Genomic DNA, 25,981 nt, shown 5'->3' on the forward strand with positions numbered 1-25,981 from the left:
CCCGCCGCGCCCCCGGCCCAGGCCGCGCCCCACTTCTCGATGTCCTCCGCTTCGGAGCAGCGGCCGACGAGGGCTTCGCACGGGTCGCGCTCGGACAGCGCGGCGGCGACGTCGGCGCTGGTGGGCAGCCGGCACGGTGCCGAGGACGGCGGGTCGAGCAGTTGCTCCTGGTCGAAGGAGACCTCCACGTCCGTGCCGCACTCCGGGCACGTGGACACGCCGTCCAGGCTGGAGCCGAACAGCGCGGCGCGCAGCTCGAACAGAGCCCGGTCGCGCTGCCCGACGGTCAGGTGGGCCAGCTCGCCGGGGGTGCGGCCCGTACCGGCCGCGAGCAGGGCGAGGCCCCGCTCCAGCGGCGTGCGGTCCCAGCCCGCCTCCCACGCGTCGAGCAGCTCAGCAGCACCGGCCACCACTGTCACCAGGACCGCCCCTCAGGAGTCCTGCTCGGTGGGCTCGGTGACGCTCAGGTCGCGCACCCATCCCTCGTTCTCCAGCTTCAGGTGCTGGATCGCGATGGCGTTGGCGTTGGCGTCGAGGTCGGGCAGCGCCTGGAACTCCGACACCCAGCAGCGGAAGACCTGGTACGCCAGCACCTTCTGGCCCGCCTCGTTGAAGACCTCGATGACGAGGTCCTTCCTGAAGGAGGCCAGCGCCACCTCGCGGTCGCGCTGGTCGGGGCCGGCCTGGGCGTTGGCGTAGTTCCACACCTTGTTGGCCCACTGCTCGAACTCGGGGTCGTGGGTGACCCCGCGTTCCAGGGTGATCGGCTCGTACTTGGTGCGGCCCGGCGACTTGCGCGAGCTGGAGTGGTCGCCGCCGTCGCGGTGCTCGACCACCTCCGTGGTCCGGCGCAGGGCACTGACCTTGCTGATCCCGGCGACGTACTTGTTGTCCCACTTCACCCGGAACTTGAAGTTCTTGTACGGGTCCAGGCGAGTGGTGTTGACGGAGAACTGAACCAATGTCGCTCCTAGGGAGTGGCCGATCGTCAGGCGTCGGGACGCTTCTGCTGGATCCGGATGCGCACGAACTCGGCGGGTTTCAGCGGCTGGAAGCCGACGTCCACGTTGACGACGCCGACGTCGATGTCGGCCTGCGGGTTGTTCTCCCTGTCGCACTTGACGAAGTACGCCTCCCGGGCCGTCCTGCCCTGGAAGGCGCCCTGGCGGAACAGGCCGTCCATGAAGGCGCCGACGTTCAGCCGGATGGAGGCCCACAGCGGCTCGTCGTTGGGCTCGAACACCACCCACTTGGTGGCGCGGAACAGCGTCTCCTCGATGAACAGGGCGAGCCTGCGGACGGGGACGTACTTCCACGGGTCGCCCACCTCGTCGTTGCCCCGGCAGGTCCGCGACCCCCACAGCACGTGCGAGTAGACGGGGAAGGTGCGCAGGCAGTTGACGCCCAGCGGGTTGAGGCCGCCGTTCTCCGCGTCGGTCAGCGCCACGGTCGCCGAACGTACGCCGGCCAGCGCCGCGTCCACCCCCGCCGGCGCCTTCCACACCCCGCGCAGGGTGTCGGTACGGGCGAACACCCCGGCCACGGTGCCGATGGGCCCCACGGTCAGGTCGGGGCCGCCCGCCGGGTCGGAGATCGTGAGGCGCGGGTAGAAGACGGCGGCGTTGCGCCCGGCGACGCCGGTGACCGGCAGCCCCGCGCCCGCCCCCGAGGTCGCGTTGGCGACGGTGGTCCAGGAGAAGGGCGGATCGAGCAGCAGCATCGCCCTGCGGTCCACGCACAGCCGGGCCGCCGCGTCGATCACCGGCGCCCAGCGCGAGTCCCTGTCGTCGGGGGTCCCGGAGGCGGGGGGCGCGAGCTGCGGCGGGATCACCAGCAGGTTGAAGATCGGCACGTCGAGCAGGGCCTGCATGCCGGTGCGCCGGACCGGGTCGCCGATCACGTCGGCGGCGTTGAGCGTCACGTCGGCCGCCGGAGTGACGGTTTTGTCCCCTTCGGGGGGCCGCCTGTCGACCGCGCTGCCGTCGGCCGGCCCGACCAGCCGGGAGGTCTCCAGCGCCCGGTCCAGCCACCTGCCGCGCAGGGCCGCGTCGATGGAGATCTCGTACGTCTCGGTCGCCTTGCCGGAGACCTTGATCGTCAGGGTGTAGTGCTTGCTGTCGGCGGGGTCGTGCTTGACGGTCGCCGTCAGCGTGTTGCCCGCCGTGCCGGGGGCCGTGGCCCGCAGCTTGACGCCGTCACCGAGGTCGATGGTGGCGTACTGGGTGTCGGCGCCGACCCGTACGACGATCGCCTTGGCGCCGCCGTTGAGGAAGAACTGGTAGACCGCGTAGCTCAGCTCGCTGCCGGTCCACAGCCCGCCGAAGGTGCTGTCGTACTCGGTCCAGCTGTTGATCGTCGTCGGGGTGCGCGGACCCTCCAGCGCCAGGCCGACGAACGCCGCCACGGACGTGTCGACGCCGACGATCGGCCGGACCGCGCTCTCGATCTCCTCAAGATAGACACCGGGATAGGTGAATCTCGTCGCCATCGGCCTTCCTCGTCCTGTAGCCGCAGAGCCTCTGCCGGTAGTGTCGGCCCAGGCCATAACCCGGCCGTCACCTCACCGTCACTGCGCCATCACCCAGGCCCTGGACGAGCCGTTTCCGGCTGGACCGCCGCGACCCTCGTGGGGCCGATCGGGCACACTCGTCCCATGCGTAACGGACGGCTCTTCACCATCGTGGGCGGGATCTTCGGTCTGATCGGGCTGGTGCTGCTCTGCGTCGGCATCGCGATCGCCGCCTCCACGGCGGGCTTCCTGACCTCGGCCGAGCGGACCGACGGCACGGTGGTCGAGCTGACCGCGCGGACCAGCACGACCCGGAGCTCCGACGGCCATACCCGCCGCGCGACGTACTGGTACCCGACCGTGGAGTTCACCGTCGGCGGCAGGCGGTACGCGTTCCAGAGCTCCACGGGCAGCAACCCGCCGTCCCATCAGAAGGGCGAAAGCGTGCCCGTCGCCTACGACCCGGACGATCCGTCCGACGCGCGGATCGCGTCGTTCTCGTCGGCGTTCCTCGCTCCGCTGATCGTCGGCGGGCTGGGGGTGGTGTTCACCCCGATCGGTACGGTCCTGTTCGTCAAGGGACGGCGGATCGCCCGGCTGCGTGCCTGGCTCCGGGAGCAGGGACAGCAGGTGTGGGCGGAGATCGAGCACGTGGGACGCGACTTCGGCGTGCGGGTGAACAACCGGCACCCGTACGTCGTCCATGCGACGTGGCAGGACGAGCGGACGGGCCGGACGTACACCGCGGCCAGTGACCACCTCCGCGACGACCCGGGTCCCCGCCTGCGGGGCCGGACCCGCGTTCGCGTGCTGTACGACGCCGCCGACCCCGATCGCAACCTGATCGACCTGGACGCGCTGCCGTCCCCGTCCTGACGGGCCCGCGAGCCGGCTAGAGCGGCGCGCCGATCGCGAACACGTCCATCAGCTGCGCGAGGGTGCGGTAGTAGCCGATGAGGACGACCAGCTCCACGACACCCTCGCGTCCGAGCGGTCCGGCCGCGGCTGCGTACTCCTCGTCGTCCAGGGGGCGCGGGTCGTCCTGCAGCCGCCGGCACAGGCGGTAGGCCGCCGCCTCGGTGGGATCGGCGGAGGTGAAGGTGCCGGAGGCGAGTGTGGACAGCTCCTCATCGGTGAGCCCGGCCGCGCGGCCCACCCGCTCGTGGGCGTACCTCTCGAAGTCGCTCCCGGTCGCCGCGGCGACGGCGAGAATCGCGATCTCGCGGGTGCGGGCGCTCATCCGCGTGCGGTAGCGCAGTGCCGCGCCCAGCTCCTGGAGCGGGCCGCCGAGGAGAGGCGCGTGCAGCATCACGCCGAAGGGCCCGTTGAGCGCCCCGTCCTGGTCCTGGAGCGCGAAGAGCTGGGGCCCTGCGGCGCGGGGACCCGAGGTGATCTGCCGGTAGAGGGCCAGCTGCTCCTCGCTCAGCTCGGCCTCGGTCAGTTTCGGAAGCCGCGGGGCGGGCGTGTCGCGCACGTCGATGTCCTGTTCGCCGGTGTCAGGTCGGAGTTGTGCGGTGAAGAAGTCCGCCGTCCAGGAGCAGGGTACGGGCCCGGCCGCCCGCACCGCCGATCCGCGGCTCGCCCTTCGCCGTCACGGTGGACGGGGCGAGCGTACCTGTCATCGCCCTGAGGTGATCGCCGGCTCCCGCCGCGCCGGCGCCAGCCGTTCGTGGAATCCGCCGTCCGGGGACCGCACGATGATCCCGGTCTCCACTCCGTGCTCGGCCACGTCGCGATCCGTCTGCTGGAGGGCCAGGCAGATCCACCGGGTGATGACGAAGGCGATGACGGGGCCGATGAGCACGGCGTACCTGAAGAAGATCGTCACGGCATCGACCGTGAGCTGGAACTGGTGGGCGAACTGGTCGTTGGCCGCGGCCGCCCACAGCAGGCCGTAGAACGTGACGCCGGCGACCGCGACGGCCGTCTTCACCGGCGTCTCGCGGGGCCGATCGAGCAGGTCGTGCGCGAGCGTCTCGCGGGCCATGCGGCCGGTCGTCTTGGGCCGGCCCAGCGCGTCGCGGCGGCCGCGTCGCGAGGCGAGGAAGCGCTCGGCCATCGGGTACGCGGCCAGGGCGGTGAAGAAGACCCCGGGGATCACCAGCGTGGGGACGATGACCGCGAGGCTGAGCGTGTAGTCCCCGACGGTGAGCTCCCACCCGGGCATGATCCGCAGAGCACCGTCGAGGAACCCCATGTACCAGTCGGGAACCGAGCCCGCCGAGATCTGCGTCGGCGTCGCCGGGCCGTACAGCCATATGGGGGCGATCTGGAACCCGAACCCGAGGATGATCAGCATGCCGATCGTCGCGAGCGCCATCGTCGGGCGCACGCTCCGCCGCGCCGGCAGCGAGGCGACGAACCGGGAGTGGCCGTGCCGCCGTACCAGCAGCTCACGGGCGATCAGCAGCGCGGCCATGATCACCGCGACCAGCAGGTGGCCCCCGTACATGACCGGAATGACCCTGTCACCGGGGAAGTCCGGGCCGAACAGCAGCGACAGCGCCCAGGTGCCCACCACGGGGATGGACTGCACGACCGACTTGATCAGCCACAGGCTCCCGCCCGACAGCAGGTCGTCGGGCAGGGCGTTGCCGGTCTCGCCCGCGGCCATGCCCAGCGCCAGCAGGGTCACCCAGATCAGCCACTGCCCGGTGCGCGGGCGGCGGAACGCGCCGGTGAGGAACATGCGCAGCAGCTGCACCGCGACGGCCGCCACGAAGACGAGCGCCGCCCAGTGGTGGACCTGGCGGATGAGCAGGCCGCCGCGCACCTCCAGGCTCAGGTGCATGGTCGAGTCGAAGGCCCTGCTGACGAGGAGTCCGCGCAGCGGGCCGTACGAGCCGTCATAGGTCACCTGGGACATGCCGGGGTCGTAGAAGACCATCAGCACCGCCCCGGTCACCGCCAGGACGACGAACGACCAGACGGCGATCTCGGCGAACATGAACGACCAGTGGGAGAACTGAAACGAGCGGCGCTTGGCCGGCAACGAACGCATGTGAGCCCCCTAAAAGTGCCTCACTCACAAGACGAAATCGGGCCGGGAGGTGTGACACCGAAGAGGCGCCGGTGACGGTGATTCACGTCACCACGGCCCGAATCACCGGCGGATTTCGCGGAGGCCCCAACCGTTCACCCCCTCTGGGACGTCTTGTCTACATGACGGATTCCGAGGCGTTCGAGGCCTTCGTCACCGCCTGGCACCCGCGGCTGCTGCGGGCGGCCATCCTCATCAGCGGTGACAGGCATCTGGCCGAGGACGTCCTCCAGGATGCCCTGATCAAACTGGCGCGCCGCTGGTCGAAAGTGCATACCGACCCGGTCAATTACGTGCGTACCACCTTGTACAGGGACGTGGCGTCCAGCTGGCGGAGGCGGCGGGAATTCGCCTACGGGGAGCCGCCCGACCTGGCGGATCACGACACCTCGGGAGCGTCGGACCTGAAGGTGGTGTTCGCCCGCGCGCTGGCCAGGCTGCCGGTGAAGCAGCGGGCGGTGCTGGTGCTGCGCTTCTACGAGGACCTGCCCGTCGGGGAGGTCGCCGCGATCCTCCGGGTCTCGCCCGGGACGGTGAAGAGCCAGACGCACGCGGCGCTGAAGCGGTTGCGCGAGGTCGCTCCCGAGCTGGAAGAGGTGTTGATATGACGGACCAGAGGCTGCGGGAGCTCTTCGACGATCTCGCCGAGACGCTGCCCGAGGGGCCGTCCCGCGCGGGCGAGCTGTGGCGGCAGGGTACGCGGAGCCGGGCCCGCCGCCGGTGGACGGCGGTCGCGGTGGCCGCGACGCTCACCGTGCTCGTCGCGGTGGAGATCGTCGTGTCCCCGGAGCCGGTCGAGCGCGGCATCACCGTGTACCCCAGCGCCACCCCCACGCCCACGATCCCGTCGACCCCGCCCATGGACACGGCGCCGCCGCCCAGCGGCGAGGCGGGGCTGCCCGCGCTGGCGACCGGGCTGCCGCAGAAGTGGGCCGGCATCCCCGTCGTGACCTCGGTTCCCGGACCCGTCCTGGCGCTGGCCGAGTTCGGCGATGGGCGGATCTACCTGATGAAGTCCGACGGCCGCGTCCCCCTCGATGTGAAGCTGAGTGATTCCGTGGACTCGGCCGGCAACGGCGGGACGGCGCTGAAGCCCAACTCGCTCTCCCCCGACGGGACGATGGCCGCCTTCCCGCAGAAGGACGCGGTGGTGGTCGTCGACCTGGTGATCGGCCAGACCAGGCGCTACAAGGTGCCGGGGTTCAACGAGATGGTGCTCTGGCGCGGCGAGCAACTCCTCGTCGAGCAGGAGAAGGCGAACTACCTGCTCGACCTGGCCACGGGGAAGGCGCGGCGGCAGTCGTACCAGGGCTTCACAGGTGTCGCGGGCTACCGCGACCTGAGGATCGTCTCGCCCGGCGAAGGCGGCTGGACGGCCATCCAGGAGGGCGGGTCGGAGGTGGTGCTGGACGTCCGGGGCCTCACCGGCGAGGGCGGCATGCCCGTGGGCGTCCTGGGCAATCACGGATGGCAGCGCGGCGGCCTCGTCGCCAGGTCCGCGTCCGCCCACGGCGACCAGGCAGGGAACGCCGACGTGGTCGTCGTGGCCGACGCCGACACGGGACGGGTGGTCAGGACGCTGCTCCTGCCCTGGGGCGACGCTCCTGACACGAGGTGCGGGAAGGGGGGCTGCCCCGTACGCGGCTGGATCGGCCAGGACACGGTGATCATCGAGAGCGGGGACAGGCTGCTCGGCTGGAACATCGGCACCGGCGCGCTGTCCCGCGTCGCCGAACTGCCCGATGAGGTGACCGCCTACTCCCTGCGCGGTTGGTGAGCCCGCGATTTGATCATCAAATGCCCAGACAGGGAGGTTTACCGGAATAATTCCCGTCTAGTCAGATCAGTAATGTGGCCAAATCGCGATTCTTATACGGAATGAACACACACAATCACATACCTTCCGTAACTCATGTTCAGTGATTAAACTCACACAAATGACGACGCATCTAGCTCGTTACCTCACACCGATGGAGGACAGCTCTCGGTGGGACGGGTTCCAATTCCGGCCTGGCGACATCGTCATCAATTCCCCGGCTAAGTGCGGCACCACCTGGACCCAGATGATCTGCGCGCTCCTGGTCTTCCAGACGCCTCAGCTGCCCGCGCCGCTGTCGAGCCTCTCACCGTGGATCGACATGCTCGTACGTCCGAAGCAGGAGGTCTGGGACCACCTGTCCGCGCAGCGGCACCGCCGTTTCATCAAGACCCACATCCCGCTCGACGGCATCCCGGCCGATCCGCAGGTCACCTACATCACGGTGGGCCGGGATCCGCGTGATGTCGCCATCTCCCTGCGCAGCCACGGCAAGAACCTCAAGCGTGAGGTGATCCGCCGGCTGATCCACCAGGCCGCCCAGCCCGGCAACGGGGCGGCCGAGGCCCCGGTCGACGGTCATGACGAGAGGGACCTCCTCGACGAACGGACGTACTTGTTACGTTGGGTCGACAACGACGACTCGCCGTACGCCAACCTCGACTCGCTGCGCGCGCTGATCTGGACGCAGAGCCGCGCATGGGTCCGCCGCTCGGAGCCGAACGTCATCCTGCTCCATTACGCCGAGCTCTCCGAGGACCTCCCCGGCCAGATGCGACGGCTCGCCGGACGGCTCGGCATCGAGATCGACGAGAGCAGGTGGCCGGAGTTGGTCGAGGCAGCAACGTTCCAACAGATGCGAAATCGCGCGGACGAACTCGCACCCGATGAGCAACTGGGCTACATCCGCGATCGCGAACGCTTTTTCCGCAGCGGTAAGTCGGGCCAATGGCAGCAGTTCCTCACCGTTGAGGATCGAGCGCACTACGACCGCCGGATAGCCGAGTTCGCGGAGCCAGACCTGCTCGAATGGCTCCATCATGAGCCCGGCTGACCGTGACTGCGGTGTTTCGGTGACGCACCAGAAAATTCCAGAAATACAGCCAGAAGTGCCCGGGCTCGTGACGGTCGAGCGCGTCCCCTCGTTGGACGACATCGCCGGGCGCGCGTGGGATGACGTCGCCGATCCGCGGGACCTGTTCCAGAGCCGCGCGTGGCTGCGGGCTCTGGAGCAATCCGGTGAAGCGCCCGTCACCTACCTGATCGCCCGTCAACCCGGGCACCCCCGGATCCTCGGCGCCCTTCCCCTCTATGACCCGCTCCCCAGTCGTGGTGACTTCCTGTACTGGCCGGAGCTCCACTTCCAGGACCTTCTGCACGCCGCGGGTCCGCCCGGCGGCCGGCTGGGACTGCTCGCCGGTTCCCGCGCGGGATTCAGCACGCGGCTCATCGTCGACCGCACCCTGCCGGCCACGACCAGGACGGCGGTCCTGCACGCGCTTCGGGACGCCGCCTGCGCCGTGGCGGTCGAGCGCGGGCTCCCGTACACCTTCTTCCTGTTCCTCGACGCCTCCTCATGGAGAGATCTCGCGCCGGTCGTCGGCGACGGAGATCACCACCGGCTGGCGAGCGTCGCGCAGACCGAGCTGGAGCTCCCCGGTGGGGGCTTCGAGGATTACCTCGCGACGCTGCCACGGAACACCCGCACCAGCGTCCGCAGGGAGGTGGGGCTCTTCGCCAGGACCTGCGCGACCGAGACCGTCCCTCTCCGCGAGGCCATCGCGACCGTCGCGCCGATGATCGTGAACGTGCGGGCCAAGCACGGGATGGCGTACGGCGTGGACGCGGTCACGCGCCGCCTCGCGCAGTACTCGGCCGCGCTGGGAGACGCCGCGGCGACGGCCCTGCTGTGCCGGGTGCGGGGCCACGTCGTCGGCGCCGGAGTCCTGTGCCGCTGGCGTGACCGGCTGTACGTGACGGACTTCGGACGCCTCGACGACGACGCGCCGGACCCGTTCGTGTACTTCAACGCCGCCATCTACGAACCCGTCAGGCACGCCTATGCGATGGGGCTGTCGAGCGTCGTCACCGGGGCCGGGGCGGAGCTGGGCAAGGCCCGGCGTGGTTCGGCCGTGCTCCCGCTGACGCACCTGGCGTGGGCGGCGGCCGGGGATCGCCCGGACCGCCGGATCGACACCGCGCCGGCGGAGCAGCGCAGGAAGCACTGGAGTGAGCTACGCGGCGCGCACCCCCGGTACTTCCACTCGGCGTGGGATGAGCTGTTATGACCCGATCCGAGGGAGGCTAGCGTGAGCCGAGGGGACGAGCTGATCAGTCCTGTCCGTGACCCGGCCGGCATCGCCGCGCCGGGGCTTCTCGGACGGGTGCCACGCGACCCGGGCAGGGTCGCCCTGGTCCACGAGGGCCGTGACATCACCTTCGGCGACGTCGCCGCGCTCAGCGAGAACGTCGGCGACGCCGTGCGGGCTCACCGCCTGGAGGGCCGCGTGGTGGGCGTGCCGGCGGAGCGGAGCCCGGAGTTCGTCGCGCGGATCGTGGGGGTCTGGCGCGCGGGCGCCGTCCCGGCGATCCTCGGGGACTGGGGTCCTGAGCGGGTACGCGGAGCGTTGACGGCCACCGGCGCCGCGGCGGCCTTCGGGCCCGCCCTGACCGATCTGGAGCCGCTGGACACCGGCCGGCAGCTCCACGGCCAGGACATGGGAGAAGTCAGTCATGTCCTCTTCACGTCCGGCACGACGGGCAGGCCCAAGGGGATCGTCGTCGGACGGGCGGCCTTCGAGGCCGCCAGTGTGGCGTTCTTCAAGGAACTGCCCATGGACGAATCCGATCGGATCGCCTTTCTCAGCAGGCCCGGCCACGACCCCAGCCTGCGGGAGCTGATCGCGCCCTGGCTCACCGGCGCGACGTTGTTCATTCCCGACGGCCGCACGGCCTCGGATCCCCGGCTGACGGCGGCCTGGCTCGCGAAGCATTCGATCACCGTGCTCCAGGGCTCGCCGGTCCTCCTCCAGCTCATGGCCGGCTCGTCGGGGCTTCCCGTCGAGAGCCTGCGGCTGGTCTGCTCGGTGGGGGCACGGCTCACGGCGGCGGCGCTGCGGTCGGCGGCCCGGTTCGCCCCGCGTGCCACCATCGCCAACTGCTACGGCGCGTCGGAGACCCCGCAGGTCGTGTGCATGCACCAGGTGCCGCCCGGTGAGGGGGTCGCGAGCGAGGACCCGGTTCCCATCGGACGCGCGCTCGGCCACGCCTCGGTCAAGATCGACAGTGCGGGCCGGCTGCACGTGGAAGCCGCCGCCTGCGCGCTCGGCTACACCGACGGAACCCCGCTGCCGGCTCCCGGCCACGACGGCCGGCGCTGGTACGACACCGGCGACATCGTCCGCCGGCTGCCGGACGGCTCGATGTGCTTCCTCCGGCGGGCGGACCGGCAGGTCCAGGTCAACGGCACGCGGGTGGAGCTGGACGAGATCGAGGGCGCGGCCGCCCGGGTCGCCGGCGTCGTCGACGCGACGGCGGCGTTCGTCGAGGACGGCAACGGAGTCGGATCCGTACGCCTGACCGTCGTACGCGGCCCCACGGCGGCGGTCGACGGCGACGAGGTTCGTGCGGTGCTCAGCGACTACCTGGACCCCGCGGTCGTGCCTTCGAGCATCGAGGTGCGCGACTCGCCTGGCGGGCAGGGTGCGGACCGGGCGGCGACGCTGTGGGAGGTGCTTCACGAGAGCGCGCAATCCGCTCTCGGCCGAGGCGGAGGCGGAGGCGGAGGCGGAGGCCGGATCGACCCTGATGGTGGCTTCTTCGAGGCGGGATTCACCTCGATGTCTCTCATGCGTTTCGTGGCGGAGGTCTCCGTTCGTCTCGGAACGGAGATCTCTCCCGTGCTCGTCTTCCAATATCCCACCCTGAACACCTTTGCCGATCACCTGCGGGAGAACCTGAAAGAAGGACGACATGGGTGACCTCGTCGAGCCGATCGCGATCATCGGGATGGCGGGTCGTTTCCCGGCCGCGGTCGACACCCGGCAGCTCTGGAGCAACCTCGTCGCCGGGGAGGAGGCCGTGCGCTTCCCGTCCGCGGACGAGCTCCGGTCGAGCGGCGTGTCACGCGAAGCGCTGGACGACCCGGCCTACGTACGAGCGGTGGCGGAGCCTGAGGGCATCGACCTGTTCGACGCCGAGTTCTTCCGCCTGACCCGGCGCGAGGCCGAGACGTGCGACCCGCAGCTGCGGCTGTATCTGGAGACCTCGCACGCCGCCGTCGAGAACGCCGGCTACGACGCTTCGAGGCTCGGCAGAGCGGGCGTGTTCTCGTCGGTCGCCGCGAACCGCTACGGGATCGGCCGCGTCCTCGGCAGCCTGGAGGCGCTGCGGAGTGCCACCGGCATGGCGGCCGGCATGTGGAACAACCCCGACAGCGCCTCGACGCTGGTCTCGTACAAGCTGAACCTGCACGGCCCCAGCATGACCGTGCAGAGCGCGTGTTCGAGCTCGCTCGTGGCCGTGCATCTCGCCGTGAACGCGCTTCGGCTCCACGAGTGCGACGTCGCCCTGGCCGGCGGCGCCGACGTCGAGTTCCCCGTCGGTCACGGGTACTGGTGGGCCCAGGACGGCCCGCTGAGCCGGGACGGCCACTGCCGCCCCTTCGACGCGGCGGCCGGCGGCACGATCTTCGGCAGCGGCGTCGGCGTCGTGGTGCTCAAGCGGCTCGCCGACGCCCTGGCCGACGGCGATCGGATCTCCGCGGTGATCCGCGCCGTGGCCGTCAACAACGACGGCGCGAACAAGGTCGGCTTCACCGCGCCCAGCGCCGATCGTCAGGCGGAGGTCGTGCTGAGGGCCATGGAGGTCGCCGGCGTGGGTCCCGGGGACATCGGGTACGTCGAGGCGCACGCCACCGCGACCCGGCTGGGTGACGCCATCGAGATCGCGGCGCTGCGGAAGGCGTTCGGCGCCCGGGCGACGTCGGGGCAGTGCCCCATCGGATCGATCAAGGGGAACGTGGGCCACCTGGGTCACGCGGCGGGGATCACCTCGCTGATCAAGGCCGCGCTGTCGCTGGCCCACGAGCAGATCCCCGCGAGCATCAACCTCGAGGAGGTGAACCCGCTCCTCGGGCTCGGGGACTCGCCGTTCTTCGTCAACGACACGCTGCGGCCCTGGCCCCGATCGGCCGGCCGCCGCCTGGCGGGGGTCAGCTCGTTCGGGATCGGTGGCACGAACGCGCACGCCATCCTCGAAGAGGCGCCGCCCCGCGCGGTCGCCCCGGCTCCGGGACCCACGCAGCTGATCGTGTGGTCAGGACGGACGCCGTCCGCGGCCGAGGCCTACCCGGAGCGGCTCGCCCGTTCCTTCGGGGAGAGCGCGGACCCGCTCTCCGACGTCTCGTTCACGCTGCAGAAGGGACGCACGCCGCACCCGGTCCGAGGCGCCGTGGTGGTCGAGAGCCTGTCCGACGCGGCCACCGCCGTGCTCGACCGCGCGAGGCGGATCGTCACGCCGGAGGAGCCGGCGGACCGGAGCACGGTGTTCCTGTTCCCGGGAGAAGGGGCGCAGCACGCCTGCATGGCGGCGGAGCTCTATCGCACCGAACCGGCGTTCGGCGCGGCACTCGACGAGTGCTTCGAGCTCTTCGAGGCCAACGGGCCGGCGCAGCGGCAGATCTGGGAGGGGGCGTCGGAAGGCCTGGAGGACACCACCTTGCTCTTCAGCGTCGAGTACGCGCTGGGGCGGCTGTGGCTGGCGCTCGGCGTCGAGCCCGACGTGCTGCTCGGTCACGGCATCGGGGAGTTCGCGGCCGCCACGCTCGCCGAGGTGTTCACCCTCCAGGAGGCGGTACGGCTGGTGAGCGCCCGCGCCCGGGCGATGGGCGAGGCGCCCCAGGGCGCGATGGTGGCGGTCGCGGCCGACCTGGACACCGTGACGCCACTGCTCTTCGGGAGCCTCGGCGTCGCCGTGGTGAACGGCGACCGGCAGACGGTCGTCGGCGGCTCGGTGGAGGACGTGCGCCGCTTCGAGGACGAGGTCCTCGCCGGGACGGGGCTCGCCGCCTCCCGGCTGAGAGCGCGGCACGCCTTCCACACCCCGGCCATGACGGGCGCCGCCGAGCGGTTCCGAGCGGCCTTCGACGGCATCCGGCCACGCGGCCCACGTTGGCAGGTCTGCTCCGCGTCCGCGGGCGGCCTGGTGGAGGCGGCACAGCTGCGCAGCGTGGACTTCTGGGTCCGGCAGCTCACCCGGCCCGTCCTGGTCAAGCAGGCGCTCGATGCCGTGTTGTCCGGCGGTGACCGGGTGCTGGTGGAGGTGGGCCCCGGGCGGACGCTCACGACCCTCGTACGGTCACATCCTCAGGTGCGCGCCAAGCGGCACCTGGCGGTGCCGACGCTCCCGAACGGGCCGTCGAAGGGCGCCACCGAGCGCGCCTCGTTCCTTCACGCGCTGGCCCGGATGTGGACCCTTGGCGCGGACGTGAACTGGTCGGCGCTGAGTGCCACGGGTCCTCGGCAACGCGTGCCTCTGCCGGGCTACCCGTACCAGCGCGAGCGGCACTGGATCGAGCGGGCGTCGCCGGGCGGTTCGCCCGCTCAGGAGGCGCGGGAGCCGGCGGGCCGCGCGGTGTACCGGCTGCCCACGTGGGTGGAGGCCGCACCGGGCGGGCACCGCGACACCCCCGCCCGGGACCGGCCGCTGGTGTTCCTGCCCGACGATCCGCGACGAGCAGGCGAGCTGGCCGCCCTGCTCGGCAAGGCCGGGTGGGACGCGTTACGGGTGCGGCACGGCTCCTCGTATGCGGAGGCGGCGGACGAGTTCGTGATCCGCCCCCGGCACCCGGCGGACGTCGTCCGGCTGCTGGACGAGCTGAGAGAGTCGCGGCGATACCCGGACCTCATCGTCGACGCGACGCAGCTCGGAGACCCGGCCGAACCTGACCTGGGCAACATCGACGACCAGCTCGACGCCGGTTTCCACCGGATCGTCGAGCTGCTGCAGGAAGCGGCCCGGCGGGCGCCCGACAAGCGCGCCCGCGACGTCCTGGTCGTCACCGAGCTGTCCGCGGACGTGACGGGCGGCGAGACCGTGCACCCGGTGCGGGCCATGCTGCTCGGGCTCCTGCGGAGCTACATGCTCGAGAACCCGCGTGCCAGGTGCAAGCTCGTCGACGTCCAGGGTGGCGCGATCGACGATCGGCTGCTCGGGGAGCTGCGCGGCCCCGAGCGATCGGAGATCGTCGCCCTGCGGGGGGATCGGCGTTGGGTCCCCGGCGAGCGGGAGCTCGTCCCTGGCGGGGTGGGCCCTGCCGACCTGCGGCGCGGGGGTGCCTACGTCATCACCGGCGGGCTCGGCGGCCTCGGCCTGGCCGTGGCGCGCGGCCTGGCGGACACCGGCCTGCGACCGCGGTTGCTGCTGCTGGGTCGCCATGCGACAGGCGGGCACGACGCCGAGCTCGCCGAGATCCGGGCCCTCGGAGCCGAGTGCCGCGTCGAGGCCTGCGACGTGACCGACGTGGAGGCGCTGCGGCGCGCGATCGACCGGGCGTCGGACTCCTTCGGGGGCGTCAACGGGGTGTTCCACCTGGCCGGCGTGGCGGGAGGGGGCATGCTCCAGTTCCGGACGCGGGAGCAGGTGTCGGCGACGCTCGCGCCGAAGGTCCACGGTACGTTGGCCCTGGTCGAGGTGCTGCGGGGCCGGACGGACCTCGACTTCTTCGTGGCCTTCTCCAGCCGCGCGGCGCTCAGGGGCCTGGTCGGCAGCGCCGACTACGCCGCGGCGAACGCCTTCCTCGACGCGCTGGTGCGCCGCCAGCCCCTGGCCGGCTGCGCCTCGATGACCATCAACTGGCCGTCCTGGGCCGAGGTCGGCATGGCCGCCCGCCAGGGGCGGCAGCCGCAGGCCGGGCGCTCCGGACCGGGGGCGGAGGTGCGCCGGTGGTCGACCCCGCTGTCGGCCGAGGACTATCCGATCCTGGACGAGCACCGTATGAACGGCGTGCCGGTGCTGCCGGGCACGGCCCAGGTCGACTTCGTCCTGCGCGCCTTCCGCGAGGCGGTCGATCACCCGGACGGCCGGCCCGCGCAGCTGCGCCACATGGTCTTCCGGCAGCCGATCACCACCCCGGAGCCCGTGTCGCTCGAGGTCGGCTTCGAACCGCATGAGGACCTCTGGCGATTCACCGTCCGCTCCGCGCCGCTCTCGCCGTCCCCCGGCTCATCCGGCGACTACCGCGTCCACACGACGGGTGAGATCCGGCTGGCGGACGCCGGTGCGGGCACGGTGGACCTGGACGGGCTGCGCGCGTCGCTGCCCGAGCGGCGGGTGCCCGCGAACGATCCTGACAACCGGCTGTTCACCATCGGTCCGCGGTGGCCGGGAGAGGAGATCTGGATCTCCGGGGAGGACGCCGGCACGAAGCTCGCCGTACTCACCTTTCCCGAGGCGTTCGACCATGAGCTCGACGAGCACGCCCTGCATCCCACCCTGCTGGACGCGGCGGTGTCCCTGGCGCGGGATCCCGACCACGAGCCTCCGCACGCGCCCTTCGCGTACCAGTCGATCGTGGTGCACCGGCCGATCCCGGGGCTCGCGTACAGCCACATCCGCCGGCGCCCGAGCGGTTCGGACACGATCGTGGCCGACATCGACGTGCTGACGGCCGGCGGTGACGTCGCCGTCGAAGTCAGGGGCTTCACCATGCGCCGCGTCGACGAGTCCATGGTCGCCCCCGAGACCTACCGTGAGGAGCGGGACCCGGGGATCACGCCCGCGGCCGGGGTCCGCATGTTGCTGCGCATCCTGGGCGGGCCCGGCCACAGACAGGTGGCGATCACCTTGGCGGGCGAGGACGCGGTGCTGAAGAACCCCGAGGTCACGCCGGACGACGATGCGGAAGAGGACGCATCGCCCGATCGCGTCACGGATGAAACGCCGTCGGACGGGGCGGCGCTAGAGGCCCGGCTGACGGAGATGTGGTGCGCCGAATTCGGTGTGGAGTCGGTCCGCCCCGACGAGGACTTCTTCGAGCTGGGCGGCGACTCCTTCGCCGCTGTGGGGCTGGTGGAGGAGATCCGCAGGGGTTTCGACGTGGACGTCGGCATCGCCGTGATCTTCGACCACCCGACGGTGGCCGAACTGTCCGCCGAGCTGCGACGGCTGCTCAGCCGCGAACCTTCCTGACCCATTCGCGAAGGGTCTCGGCAGGCAGCTCCTCGACGATCTGGTGGCCGCCGTCGATCAGGTGGACCGAGAGCCACTCTGTCGTGTACCGGCTCCAGTCGTCGAGGCACTCGGTGTCCCAGGAGCTGGCATCGTCTCTGGCGCCGACCGCGACGATCGGCGCGTTGAGCACCGGGCGCGGGTCCGACTCCAGATAGCGGTTGAGGAGGCGGTACTCGGACCGCCAGAGACGTGCGTACTCGGGGAGGGCCACCGTGTCCAGGATGTGCGGCGGCGCCTCGATCTCCTCGGCCAGCGCCCGGTCCGGCAGGTCCGCCAGAGGCGAGACGGGCGTGCGATGCGGCGGGTACTGGCACATGACGACGATGCCGCGAAGCTGCCGCTCCAGGTGCCTGGCCGCCTCCAGGCAGACCAGGGCACCCATGCTGTGCCCCACGAGCACGACCTCCGTGGCACCGGAGTCCGCGACGAGGGACGCGAGCGCCGCGCCGCGGACGTCGACGGAGGGCACGTTCATCGGCTCGCTCCAGCCGGCCCGGCGGATGACAGGTTCCCGGCCCGGTTCGTTCCACCGGTCCACGAACTTCGTCCGGCCTCCCAGACCGGGAACGAAGATGACGGCCTGGTCGCCATCGAGTGACGGGCTGACGACGTAACTCGCAGATTCCTGACCACTCATGTAATTCGCTCCTAATTAACCCCTGACAATACTGGATCATTTAAATGGATCTATGGCAAAGTGTGATAGGTGTCCACGCTGCTTGCCGCCGCCGTGATCATCCTGATTGCTTCAACGGTGCACGCCGTGACCGGATTCGGGTACGCCCTCGTCGCCACCCCGCTGCTGGCCCTCGCGGTCGACCCCCATACAGCGGTGGTCTCCACCACGATGTCCGCCCTGGCCATGACCATCACGATCGCCGTGCGTCAGCGTCACCACGCCGAGTGGAAGGTGGCCATGATCGCCATGGCCGGCATCGTGCTCGGCCTGCCGATCGGCCTCTGGGTGTACGGAGTGACGTCCGAGCGATTGCTCACGGCGCTGATCGGGGTCGGGGTCTTAGGCTGCACGGTGATGGTGTGGCGGCGCGTGAAGGTGCCCGGAAATGTCCCCGTATTGGTGGGAGTCGGTCTCGTGTCCGGTGCGCTTTCGACGTCCACCGGCACGAATGGGCCGCCGATGGTCGCCGCCTTCCAGGGCATGGGCTATGAGCCCGCCAAGTTCCGCGCCACCCTCTCGGCGGTGTTCGCCGGCACGAGCGTGTTCAGCCTGATCGGGTTCGCCGTGGCCGGCCAGGTGAACACCCAGTCGCTCTGGATCGGGCTGGTGGGCCTGCCCGTCGTGCAGCTGGGGTGGTTCGCCGGCAACGCGATCTTCAGCCGGATCGATCCGGATCGTTTCCGCAAGGTGGTGCTGGCCGCTCTCCTCGTCAGCGCGGCCGTGACCCTCGCCAGCGCGCTCAACGGCTGACGCCTTCGAGCGAAACGCGCACTCGGGGACAATAGTGACGGAAGTCTTACGGGACTCCGCCTTTCCGCGCAGCCGGGAGCCGCGGGTGCTCGAATCGCCCATGTGACTCATGAACGACATTCAGCGGAGAGCGGCCCGCCCATCGCGCGACGGGTGATGCTCTCGATGCTCGGCGCGGGCGCCGCCGGCCTCGCCGCCGCGCCTCTCGTGCGGAGCGGCTGGGAACGGCTCCTCGGGGCGGCCTCCGAGAACGACCCCACCGGGCTCAGCGGGCTGCTGCCCAACCCGGGCGGCTTCCGGTACTACAGCGTCGCGGCCTCGGTGCCCAGGAAGACCGCGGTCGACTACCGGCTGGAGATCAGCGGCCTGGTCGAGCGGCCGGGGACGTACACGCTGGACGGGCTGCGCGCGCTGCCCCAGACCTGGGTCGTCGGCGAGGCACGGTGCACCGACGGCTGGCGGGTGCCGGACGTCCCCTTCTCCGGGGTGCTGCTCTCGCACCTCCTCGACGCGGCGGGGGTGCGTCCCGAGGGCAAGGCGGTCCGCTTCACCTGCTTCGACGGCGTCTACAGCGAAAGCCTCACGCTCGAACAGGCCCGCCGGGCCGACGTGCTGGTGGCCCTGGACATGCTGGACGCGCCGGTCACGCACGCCCACGGGGGCCCGGTGCGGCTCTACGTCGCCCCGATGTACTTCTACAAGTCCGCCAAATGGCTGTCCGGCATATCCGTCACCGACCAGGTCATCCCGGGCTACTGGGAGGAGTACGGCTATGACGTCGACGGCTGGCTCGACCCGGCGGCCTGAGGGCTCGCGGCGGCGGTTCAGCCGGGGCGAGCGGCTGGTTCACCGCGCGACCGCCGGGCTCATGCTGCTGTGCGCGGGGACGGCGGCCTGCCTGTACTTCCCGCCGCTGGCCCAGCTGGTCGGCCGCCGCCACCTGATGGTCGTCGTGCACGAGTGGTCGGGGCTGCTGCTGCCCGTGCCCGTCCTGCTCGGTCTCGCCTCGCGGGCGTTCCGGGCCGACCTGCGCAGGCTCAACCGGCTGGCGCCGTACGACAGGGAGTGGCTGCGCGCGGCATGCGGGCGGATCCCGGGCCCGCGGCCGGCCGGCAAGTTCAACGCCGGGCAGAAGGTCTACGCCGGGTGGATCGCCGGCGCCGTGCCGGTCATGACGTTCACCGGCCTGCTGATGTGGTTCACCGGCCTGCTGCCGGGGATCCCCCGCGCGAGCGCGATCTTCGTGCACGACCTGACGGCGGTGGCGATCGCCGCCGTCGTGATCGGGCACATCCGGCTGGCGCACCGGGACCCGGAGGCGCGGCGCGGGATGCGTACGGGCTGGGTGACGACCGCGTGGGCCAGGAAGCACCATCCCCGCTGGCTCGACGACGGGACGGACGGCCAGTCACCGGCTTGAGCGGTGATGGCGATTGCACGGCGAGACGTCACCTGTCAAACTGGTGATGTGAAGCATGTCTTTCTGTGCGGCAACCCCGCGCTCGACCTGGCCTGCACGCTCCGGGCGCGCCGCACCACGCGCTTCGAGACGCTGGACGCCCCGGACCGGCTCGACGCCTGGTATCTGGAGTCCGGCATCGTCGACGCCGTCTCCCCCTGCCAGGAGGCTGACCTCGTCCAGGCGGTGGCGGTGCGGGAGGCCCTCTACGCGCTGGTCACCGCCCGGCTGGCCGACGACGGATATGACGACGAGGCGCTCGCCCTGGTGAACGAGACGGCGCGCAAGCCGCCGGCGACACCCCAGCTCACCGCCGAGGGGCGGTGGGTCGAGGCGACGCCGGCGCAGGCACTGTCCACCGTGGCGCGGCACGCGATCGAGCTCCTCAGCGGCCCGGAGGTGCCGCTGATGAAGGAGTGCGCCAACCCCGAGTGCACCAAGGTCTTCATCGACCGCTCGCGGGGCGGGCGGCGGGAGTGGTGCGGCATGGAGTCCTGCGGCAACAAGATCAAGGCGGCGGCCTACCGGGCCCGCAAGAAGGAGACGGCCGGGGCCCGCTGACCCCGGCCGGCGGCGATCAGGCGGGGTAGTCCTTGGGGTTGATCTGCGAGGTCTGCGCCTTGCCGCCCTTGACCGGGTGGAGGGTGATGGTCCAGATGCTGTACGAGGTGGCGGTGGTGACGAACTTCAGCCGCTGGTTGAAGCGCTGGTAGGCGGCCCCCACGGCGAACCTGCGCTTGCTGGTGCTGAAGCGGGAGCCGGTGGTGAAGTAGATCCGGTACGAGCCGTCCCTGACGTCCTTGATGCTCGCGGACGACTTCGCGCGGACGTAGATGCTGACCGCCTTGGTCCTGCCCTTGACGAGGGTGACGACGCCGTCCCTCGGCGTGCCGTTCTTGATCTTGAGGACGCCGCGGCCGCCGCTGAGGCCGTCGTAGATGATCCTGCCGTTGCCCGGGCGGGCCGCGGCGGCGTTCTGCGAAGCCAGGACGACGGACTCCGTGCCGGTCGCGGCGGTGGCGCCGGCCGGGGAAGCGGTCAGCAGGCCGGCGGTCAGCGCGACGGCGACGGCACCGGCCCGCAGGGCGGCTCCTTCGAGAGGTTTCTTCACGACGAACATCTCCTTGGGGGGCATGGTCACAGCCAGGGACAAACATAGAAGAAACCGGGCGGATCGCGTACCTGTTATGTCACAGGAGTGCTCTTCACGAAGTCGCGGAGGTCGCCGGACAGCTCCCGCAGGCTCGCCTCCACGCTGTACATCATGTGTCCCCCGGCGTAGGCGGCCGTCCTGACGCGTTCGCGGGGCCAGGCCGACTGGCGTACGGCGTGCCGGGCGGCGCCGATCGTCGTCGTGAGGTCGTACAGGCCGGTGCAGATGAGCAGCCGCATCGCCGGCGCCCGCGTCATCGCGCGGGCGATGGAGTCCATGTAGGGCCAGTCCCCGAAGGGGGACGTCGCGCCCCACCGCCAGACGTCCGCCGGGGCGCGGCCTTCGGCGTCGACGGGTGGCTCCATGCCCCGGTAGTCGCCGGGCCGGGCGGCTTCGAGGAAGTCCTTCAGGTGGGTCGCGATGGCGGGTTCGAGCGCGTCGACGATCGCCGAGACGCCGGTGGGGTTCACCGGTCCGCCGACGTGCGCGCTGAACGACCCCTCGCCGGCCGGCTCGGGCACGGCCGGCGGTCCCGCGTACCGGCCGTCGTACATGTAGAGGACGAGCCCTTCCGCGGCCAGGAGTTCGGCCCGGAAGTCGTGCTTGGACAGGCGCAGGTTCCGCTCCGTCCAGCGGCTCGCCGGGATCCCGGTGAGCGACGCCAGCCGCTCCGCCAGGCGCCCCCGCTCCCCGGCGGGCAGGTCGTCGCCCTGGAAGAGCCCGGACAGGTATTCCGTGTCGGCGAAGTGCGAGGACTCCGTGATCACGTCGTCGAGGGTGCGGCCGGCGCGGTCGATCTTGCCGTGGTACCAGGCGATCGCCGTGAGGGTGGGCAGCGAGACCGCGTAGCTGAGGATGTTGGCCGGCCGCCGGCAGGTTTCGATGATGTTGGTCGCCTGGCTCACCAGGACGACGCCCTCGACGCGGACCGGCTCGGCGAGCGCGGTCAGCAGTTCCGAGACCACCGCGACCCTGATGGATCCGTAGCTCTCGCCCACCAGGTACACCGGGGAGGCCGACCGGTCGTGGTCACGTAGCCAGCCCTCGATCCACGTCGCCATCTGGCGCGCGTCCGCGTCGACGCCGTAGTACGTCGCCGGGTCGACGCCCTCGGCCACCCTGCTGAAACCGGTGCCGGCCGGGTCGAAGAAGACGAGGTCGGCCACGTCCAGCAGGCAGTACTCGTTGTCGACGATCGGGAAGCCCGACGGGTCGGCGGCGAGGTCGTCCGGGTAGGCGATCCTGCGCGGCCCGAGCCCGCCCATGTGCAGCGGTGTGGCCGCGACGATCGGCCCGCCGTTGCAGGCGAAGATCACCGGGCGGTCCGCGGGGTCGCCCTGCCCGGCGGCCACGTACTGGGTCGACACCACGTACGCGCCCGGCTCGCCGCCCTCACGCGGGACGGCGGCCTCCCGGACGGTGGCGGCGTAGCGCAGCCGGCGGCCGTTGAACACGCCTTCATGAAACGTCGTCACTGGCTCACGCACGGGGGTTCCTCTCCAGTCGGTGCTTTCACGACCGCGCGAAGGTCGGCGGCCAGGCGTTCGCGCGACGCGCGCCCGAGATAGGGCATGTGGCCGGACTCGTAGGTGCGTACGCTGACCCGTTCCGGGTCGATGGGGGCCTGCGAGAGCGCGTAGTTCGTCTCCCCCAGGGTCGTGACCAGGTCGTACATCCCCACGCACAGCAGGACGCGCAGGTCCCGGTTGCGGCGCAGCGCCACGGCGAGGTCGGCCGCGTAGTTGCCCGCGGGCAGGCGCGCGCCGTCGCCGTAGTCCCAGCGGAAGTTGACCCGGGCGAACTCGATGGTCCGGTAGTCGTCGTCCCGCTCGACGCAGAGCTCCTCGCGCAGGTAGCCGTCGATGGCGCCGGCGAAGGAGGGGACGTACTGCCCCATCGCGGGATCGTCGGCCACCGGGTCGCCGCCGGCCCCGGCCAGCGGCAGGCGGTAGCGGCTGTCGTACAGGCCCACCTGCTCGCCCCGGTCGCGCAGCAGCAGGCTCGCGAACCGTTGCGGGGTGAGGCGCAGATCATGCTCGGCGATCACGCCGGGCGCGAGCCCGATGAGCTCGTGCAGCCGGGCCGCCACGGCCTCGCGGCGCCGCCGGTCGAGCCGGGAGCCGGCGAACAGGGCCGTGAGATAGTCCTCCTCGGCGAACCGGGTGGCGGCCTCGACGTGTTCCCGGACGTCGGCCGGCCGTCCGGGCAGCCGGTCGTGGTACCAGGCGGTCGCGGCCAGCGAGGGCAGCGTGGTCACGTGGGCGAGGTTCGCCCCGTTGCCGAACTGGAGGCCCGGCCCCATCAGGATCACGCCGTTGAGCGCCAGCGACTCCAGGCGGCCGGTGGTGGTGGGCCCGCCCGCGCTCAGCTTCGCGACGGTGGCCGCCCGGATCGCGCCGTAGCTCTCGCCGAGCAGGAACTTCGGGGAGTTCTCCCGCCCGTGCCGCCGGGACCACTGGGTGATGAACCGCATCGTGGCGATCGCGTCGGGGACGACTCCGTAGAAGTCGGCCTGCCGCTCCTCGTCCAGCACCCGGCTGAACCCGGTCCCGGGCGGGTCGATGAACACCAGGTCCGCGCTGTCCAGGACGCAGTCCGGATTGTCGGCGAGCCCGAAGGGCGGGGCCATCCGGGGCCGCAGCAGGTCGGCGTCCGCGACGCGCCGGGGGCCGATCCCGAGGTGCAGCCAGACCGAGGACGACCCCGGCCCGCCGTTGAAGGCGAAGATCACGGGCCGTTCGGACGCGCCGGGCACGGTGTAGCTCGTGCAGACGTAGCGCGCCCCCGGTTCGCCCGACGAATCGGGTACGACGATCTCGTCCACCCGCGCTTCGTACTTGACGTCGAGACCGCCGAACACGGCCTCGCGATGGATGCCGGGCATGGTCACCGGGGGACTCCTTTCACCGGCGGCGCGGCCGTGAACGGGGCGATGGACAGCTCGCGGTGGATGTCCGCGGGGAAGTAGAGGTCGCCGCCCTTCACGGTCATGCGGATGCGGCGGATCGCGGAGAGGTCCCGGGTCGGGTCGCCGTCCACCAGGATCAGGTCGGCGCGCTTTCCGCGGGCGACGCTGCCGCTCAGGCGCTCGCGGCCCAGGTGGCGGGCGCAGTCGAGGGTGGCGATCCGGAGCACCTCGGCGGCGGGGATGCCGGCCGCGGCGTACAGCTCCAGCTCGCGGTGGACGGTGAAGCCGGAAGGGTCGTCCGTGCCCGGCCACAGCGGGACGCCGTGCGCGTGCAGCAGCGCCATGGTCTCCAGGAGCTTGGGGAAGGCCTCGTCGTAGCCGTCGTCCGGGTTGGGGACGTAGGTGCGCTTGCGGTAGCGCTGGTAGCCGACCGGCATGTGGTCCAGGTACGGCCGGTCGCCCTCCTGGATCCGCCCGGCCCGGGAGAGCATCAGGCGTTCGAGGATGACGGTCGTGGTGTCGAGACCGATCCCCCGCTCCAGCATGAGATCGAGGGTGTGGCGGACGCGGGGCGAGTCGAGGTCGAGATCCTTCGCGCGGGTCAGCGCGGTGAGCCGCAGCGGTGTCCTGGTGTCCTCCTCGGGGTCCAGGAGCCAGCCGAGGAGGAGCTGGTTGATGTGGGTGATCTCGTCGTAGCCCGCCTCGATCATCCCGTCGGGGGTGGCGAAGGCCGGGATGTGGCCGGTGACGCGCAGGCCCAGCCGGTGCGCCTCGGCGGCGAGCGGGGCCACCCAGGCCGGGTCGACGGAGTTGTAGATCTTGATTTGGTGGTAGCCGCGCTCGGCGTACCAGCGGACGGTGGCGAGCGCGTGGTCGAGGTCGCCGGGGATGACGCCGATGCGGGCGGAGTGCGGGCTGCGTCCCTCGATGAGCCCGGAGGGGACGATGGACGGCCCCGGCAGCTCGCCCGAGTCGATCCTGGGGATCAGGCCGAGCAGCATGGCGTTGTCGTTGCCCATGTCACGGGTGGTGGTGACGCCCGCGGCCAGGTAGAACAGGCCGCTGGCGGCGGTGTTGTGGGCGTGCATGTCGTGCAGCCCGGCCAGCAGGGTGCCGCCCTGGCCGTCGATCTCCACCCCGTCGCCCGGGGCGTCCGGCCCGACGGAGGTGATCACGCCGCGGAAGAACACCACCGAGCACGGCTCGGTGAGCCGGAGGGTCCCGGGGTCGAAGACCCGCACGTCACGGATGCGGACCGGCTCGTCGCAGACCTGCCGGACGCTCTCGCCGACCCGGGCCACGTGCTCCGCCGACAGGACGGTGTCCAGGGCCGCGAGCTCCGCGGCGTCCGGCAGGTGGTCCTCGCGCACCATCAGGGACCCGCCGAGCCGGGCGACCAGCCGCCGCTCGTGGTCCAGCAGCACGAACTCCGGCAGCAGGCCGACGCCCCTGAGCACGTAAGCGTCCAGGTCATGCCCGGACAGGGTCACGCGCCGCAGGAATTCGGCGGTGACGCGGCCGCCCGGCAGCGCGTCCAGCGCGCCCCCGTGATCGAGGACGGCGCGGGCGTAGATGCCCGAGGCGTAGGGGCTGGAGTCGTTGGCGAGGTACAGCCGGCGCTCTCCGCCGGGTGCCCGGCCACGATCGGCCTGGCTCTCCCAGACGCCGTCGCGGAGCCGTTCGCGTACGGCGCCGCCCATCAGCGAGGTGCCGTCGATCTCCCACGCGGCCGGGACGCCGTGCGCGTCCAGGGTCACGCGCTCGCGCAGCTTGGCGCCGCGGCCGTTGTCGTCCATGGCGGAGTCGATCAGCAGGTCGCCGCCCGAGCGCTCCACGGTGACGCGGCCCGTGACCTCGCCGCCCGAGACGACGGCGAAACGCTCAGTCATCCTTGCCGCGCCAGGCCACGCAGGTGATCTCGATGTTGGCGCCGGCGGGCATGTCGCCCACCACCACGGCGGCCCTGGCCGGGGGCTCATGGCCGAAGTAACCGCTGTAGACGTCGTTGAGCAGCGGCCAGTGCTCGATGTCGCGCAGGTAGCAGGTCGTGCTGACCACGTCCTGAAGGCGGAAGCCGGCCTGGGTGATCGTGGATTCGAGGTTCTTCATCGTCTGCCGGATCTCGGCCTCGATGCCGCCCTCGACGATCCGGGTCGTTCCCGGGACGAACCCGCCGGTCCCGGCCACGTAGCAGGTGTCGCCGGCGACGACCGCCGACGAGTACGGGCCGAGCGCGGACCCGGTGTTGACGACCTTCTTCGGCATCGACTCTCCCATCAAGCGTGACCTCTCGGCGAGATTTCAACACACGGTAGAGGATTTCCAACAACAGTCAAGAGTAATCCGGGGCCGAGCTGCCGTTACCCGACAGAAACTTGTGGCTATTGTAGAGAACTAAAACAGGTCGTATAGTTCCCGTCACCTCGGTGAAGGGAA

The 25,981-nt window shown here is 71.2% G+C and carries 22 protein-coding genes; 11 read left to right on the top strand and 11 right to left on the bottom strand.

What is annotated here, in order from left to right; all coding sequences use genetic code 11:
* From ACWEPL_RS54305 to ACWEPL_RS54315, 3 genes are all read right to left on the bottom strand, one after another.
* Positions 1–419 (bottom strand): hypothetical protein (locus ACWEPL_RS54305; RefSeq protein WP_452441197.1); only part of this gene is annotated, 419 nt, incomplete at its 3' end.
* Between the two features lie 12 nt (positions 420–431).
* Positions 432–962: a phage tail protein gene (locus ACWEPL_RS54310; protein WP_192784721.1), complete on the bottom strand. Its 531-nt coding sequence runs from the start codon at positions 960–962 to the stop codon at positions 432–434.
* A 26-nt stretch (positions 963–988) separates the two neighbouring features.
* The gene (locus tag ACWEPL_RS54315) at positions 989–2,488 is read right to left on the bottom strand and encodes a phage tail sheath family protein (RefSeq protein ID WP_363971150.1); all 1,500 of its coding nucleotides are present in this window, start codon (positions 2,486–2,488) and stop codon (positions 989–991) included.
* Between the two features lie 165 nt (positions 2,489–2,653).
* Between ACWEPL_RS54315 and ACWEPL_RS54320 the strand changes: the two genes are divergently transcribed.
* Positions 2,654–3,385, top strand: a complete 732-nt coding sequence (locus tag ACWEPL_RS54320) for a DUF3592 domain-containing protein (RefSeq protein ID WP_452441199.1) — start codon at positions 2,654–2,656, stop codon at positions 3,383–3,385.
* A gap of 16 nt (positions 3,386–3,401) precedes the next feature.
* Here ACWEPL_RS54320 and ACWEPL_RS54325 read toward each other — a convergent pair whose 3' ends face one another.
* On the bottom strand, positions 3,402–4,073 hold the full coding sequence (locus tag ACWEPL_RS54325; RefSeq protein ID WP_452441201.1) for a carboxymuconolactone decarboxylase family protein: 672 nt from the start codon (positions 4,071–4,073) through the stop codon (positions 3,402–3,404).
* Between the two features lie 54 nt (positions 4,074–4,127).
* Complete coding sequence (locus tag ACWEPL_RS54330) at positions 4,128–5,510, bottom strand: cytochrome b (protein ID WP_452441202.1); 1,383 nt, start codon at positions 5,508–5,510, stop codon at positions 4,128–4,130.
* Between the two features lie 161 nt (positions 5,511–5,671).
* Here ACWEPL_RS54330 and ACWEPL_RS54335 point away from each other — a divergent pair, with 161 nt between their 5' ends.
* The 6 genes from ACWEPL_RS54335 (at position 5,672) to ACWEPL_RS54360 (ending at position 16,554) form a co-directional block, all read left to right on the top strand.
* On the top strand, positions 5,672–6,157 hold the full coding sequence (locus ACWEPL_RS54335; RefSeq protein ID WP_350727519.1) for a SigE family RNA polymerase sigma factor: 486 nt from the start codon (positions 5,672–5,674) through the stop codon (positions 6,155–6,157).
* Positions 6,154–7,326 carry a hypothetical protein gene (locus ACWEPL_RS54340; RefSeq protein ID WP_452441203.1) on the top strand — a complete coding sequence of 391 codons (1,173 nt, stop codon included), beginning with the start codon at positions 6,154–6,156 and terminating at the stop codon, positions 7,324–7,326. Before ACWEPL_RS54335 ends, ACWEPL_RS54340 begins: the two co-directional genes overlap by 4 nt.
* Positions 7,327–7,468: 142 nt before the next feature.
* Positions 7,469–8,419 (top strand): sulfotransferase domain-containing protein, encoded by a 951-nt coding sequence (locus ACWEPL_RS54345; protein ID WP_452441205.1) that lies wholly within the window; start codon positions 7,469–7,471, stop codon positions 8,417–8,419.
* A 55-nt stretch (positions 8,420–8,474) separates the two neighbouring features.
* Entirely contained in the window at positions 8,475–9,653 is a 1,179-nt protein-coding gene (locus ACWEPL_RS54350) for a peptidogalycan biosysnthesis protein (protein WP_452441206.1), read from the top strand.
* 21 nt (positions 9,654–9,674) lie between these two features.
* Positions 9,675–11,345 carry a non-ribosomal peptide synthetase gene (locus tag ACWEPL_RS54355; protein WP_452441208.1) on the top strand — a complete coding sequence of 557 codons (1,671 nt, stop codon included), beginning with the start codon at positions 9,675–9,677 and terminating at the stop codon, positions 11,343–11,345.
* Positions 11,338–16,554 (top strand): type I polyketide synthase, encoded by a 5,217-nt coding sequence (locus ACWEPL_RS54360; protein ID WP_452441209.1) that lies wholly within the window; start codon positions 11,338–11,340, stop codon positions 16,552–16,554. Before ACWEPL_RS54355 ends, ACWEPL_RS54360 begins: the two co-directional genes overlap by 8 nt.
* Here ACWEPL_RS54360 and ACWEPL_RS54365 read toward each other — a convergent pair.
* Positions 16,535–17,233 (bottom strand): thioesterase II family protein, encoded by a 699-nt coding sequence (locus ACWEPL_RS54365; protein WP_452441211.1) that lies wholly within the window; start codon positions 17,231–17,233, stop codon positions 16,535–16,537. The two genes, ACWEPL_RS54360 and ACWEPL_RS54365, sit on opposite strands and share 20 nt — an antisense overlap.
* A gap of 69 nt (positions 17,234–17,302) precedes the next feature.
* On the opposite strand from ACWEPL_RS54365, the gene ACWEPL_RS54370 reads away from it, so the two are divergent.
* From ACWEPL_RS54370 to ACWEPL_RS54385, 4 genes are all read left to right on the top strand, one after another.
* Positions 17,303–18,025: a sulfite exporter TauE/SafE family protein gene (locus ACWEPL_RS54370; protein WP_350727512.1), complete on the top strand. Its 723-nt coding sequence runs from the start codon at positions 17,303–17,305 to the stop codon at positions 18,023–18,025.
* Between the two features lie 156 nt (positions 18,026–18,181).
* On the top strand, positions 18,182–18,832 hold the full coding sequence (locus tag ACWEPL_RS54375) for a molybdopterin-dependent oxidoreductase (protein ID WP_452441224.1): 651 nt from the start codon (positions 18,182–18,184) through the stop codon (positions 18,830–18,832).
* Complete coding sequence (locus ACWEPL_RS54380) at positions 18,798–19,445, top strand: cytochrome b/b6 domain-containing protein (RefSeq protein ID WP_452441213.1); 648 nt, start codon at positions 18,798–18,800, stop codon at positions 19,443–19,445. The genes ACWEPL_RS54375 and ACWEPL_RS54380 overlap by 35 nt, the downstream gene beginning before the upstream one ends.
* Before the next feature lie 48 nt (positions 19,446–19,493).
* Positions 19,494–20,045, top strand: a complete 552-nt coding sequence (locus ACWEPL_RS54385) for a CGNR zinc finger domain-containing protein (RefSeq protein ID WP_363971173.1) — start codon at positions 19,494–19,496, stop codon at positions 20,043–20,045.
* A gap of 16 nt (positions 20,046–20,061) precedes the next feature.
* On the opposite strand, the gene ACWEPL_RS54390 is transcribed toward ACWEPL_RS54385, so the two are convergent.
* The 5 genes from ACWEPL_RS54390 to ACWEPL_RS54410 form a co-directional block, all read right to left on the bottom strand.
* Positions 20,062–20,595 carry a hypothetical protein gene (locus ACWEPL_RS54390; RefSeq protein ID WP_452441214.1) on the bottom strand — a complete coding sequence of 178 codons (534 nt, stop codon included), beginning with the start codon at positions 20,593–20,595 and terminating at the stop codon, positions 20,062–20,064.
* Between the two features lie 74 nt (positions 20,596–20,669).
* The gene (locus tag ACWEPL_RS54395; protein WP_452441215.1) at positions 20,670–22,124 is read right to left on the bottom strand and encodes a S10 family peptidase; all 1,455 of its coding nucleotides are present in this window, start codon (positions 22,122–22,124) and stop codon (positions 20,670–20,672) included.
* The gene (locus ACWEPL_RS54400) at positions 22,109–23,521 is read right to left on the bottom strand and encodes a S10 family peptidase (protein ID WP_452441225.1); all 1,413 of its coding nucleotides are present in this window, start codon (positions 23,519–23,521) and stop codon (positions 22,109–22,111) included. The genes ACWEPL_RS54395 and ACWEPL_RS54400 overlap by 16 nt, the downstream gene beginning before the upstream one ends.
* A 2-nt stretch (positions 23,522–23,523) precedes the next feature.
* Positions 23,524–25,434, bottom strand: a complete 1,911-nt coding sequence (locus ACWEPL_RS54405; RefSeq protein ID WP_452441216.1) for an amidohydrolase family protein — start codon at positions 25,432–25,434, stop codon at positions 23,524–23,526.
* Complete coding sequence (locus ACWEPL_RS54410) at positions 25,427–25,810, bottom strand: RidA family protein (protein WP_363971181.1); 384 nt, start codon at positions 25,808–25,810, stop codon at positions 25,427–25,429. The genes ACWEPL_RS54405 and ACWEPL_RS54410 overlap by 8 nt, the downstream gene beginning before the upstream one ends.
* Positions 25,811–25,981: the final 171 nt, after the last annotated feature.

The sequence above is a fragment of the Nonomuraea sp. NPDC004186 genome, assembly GCF_053603495.1.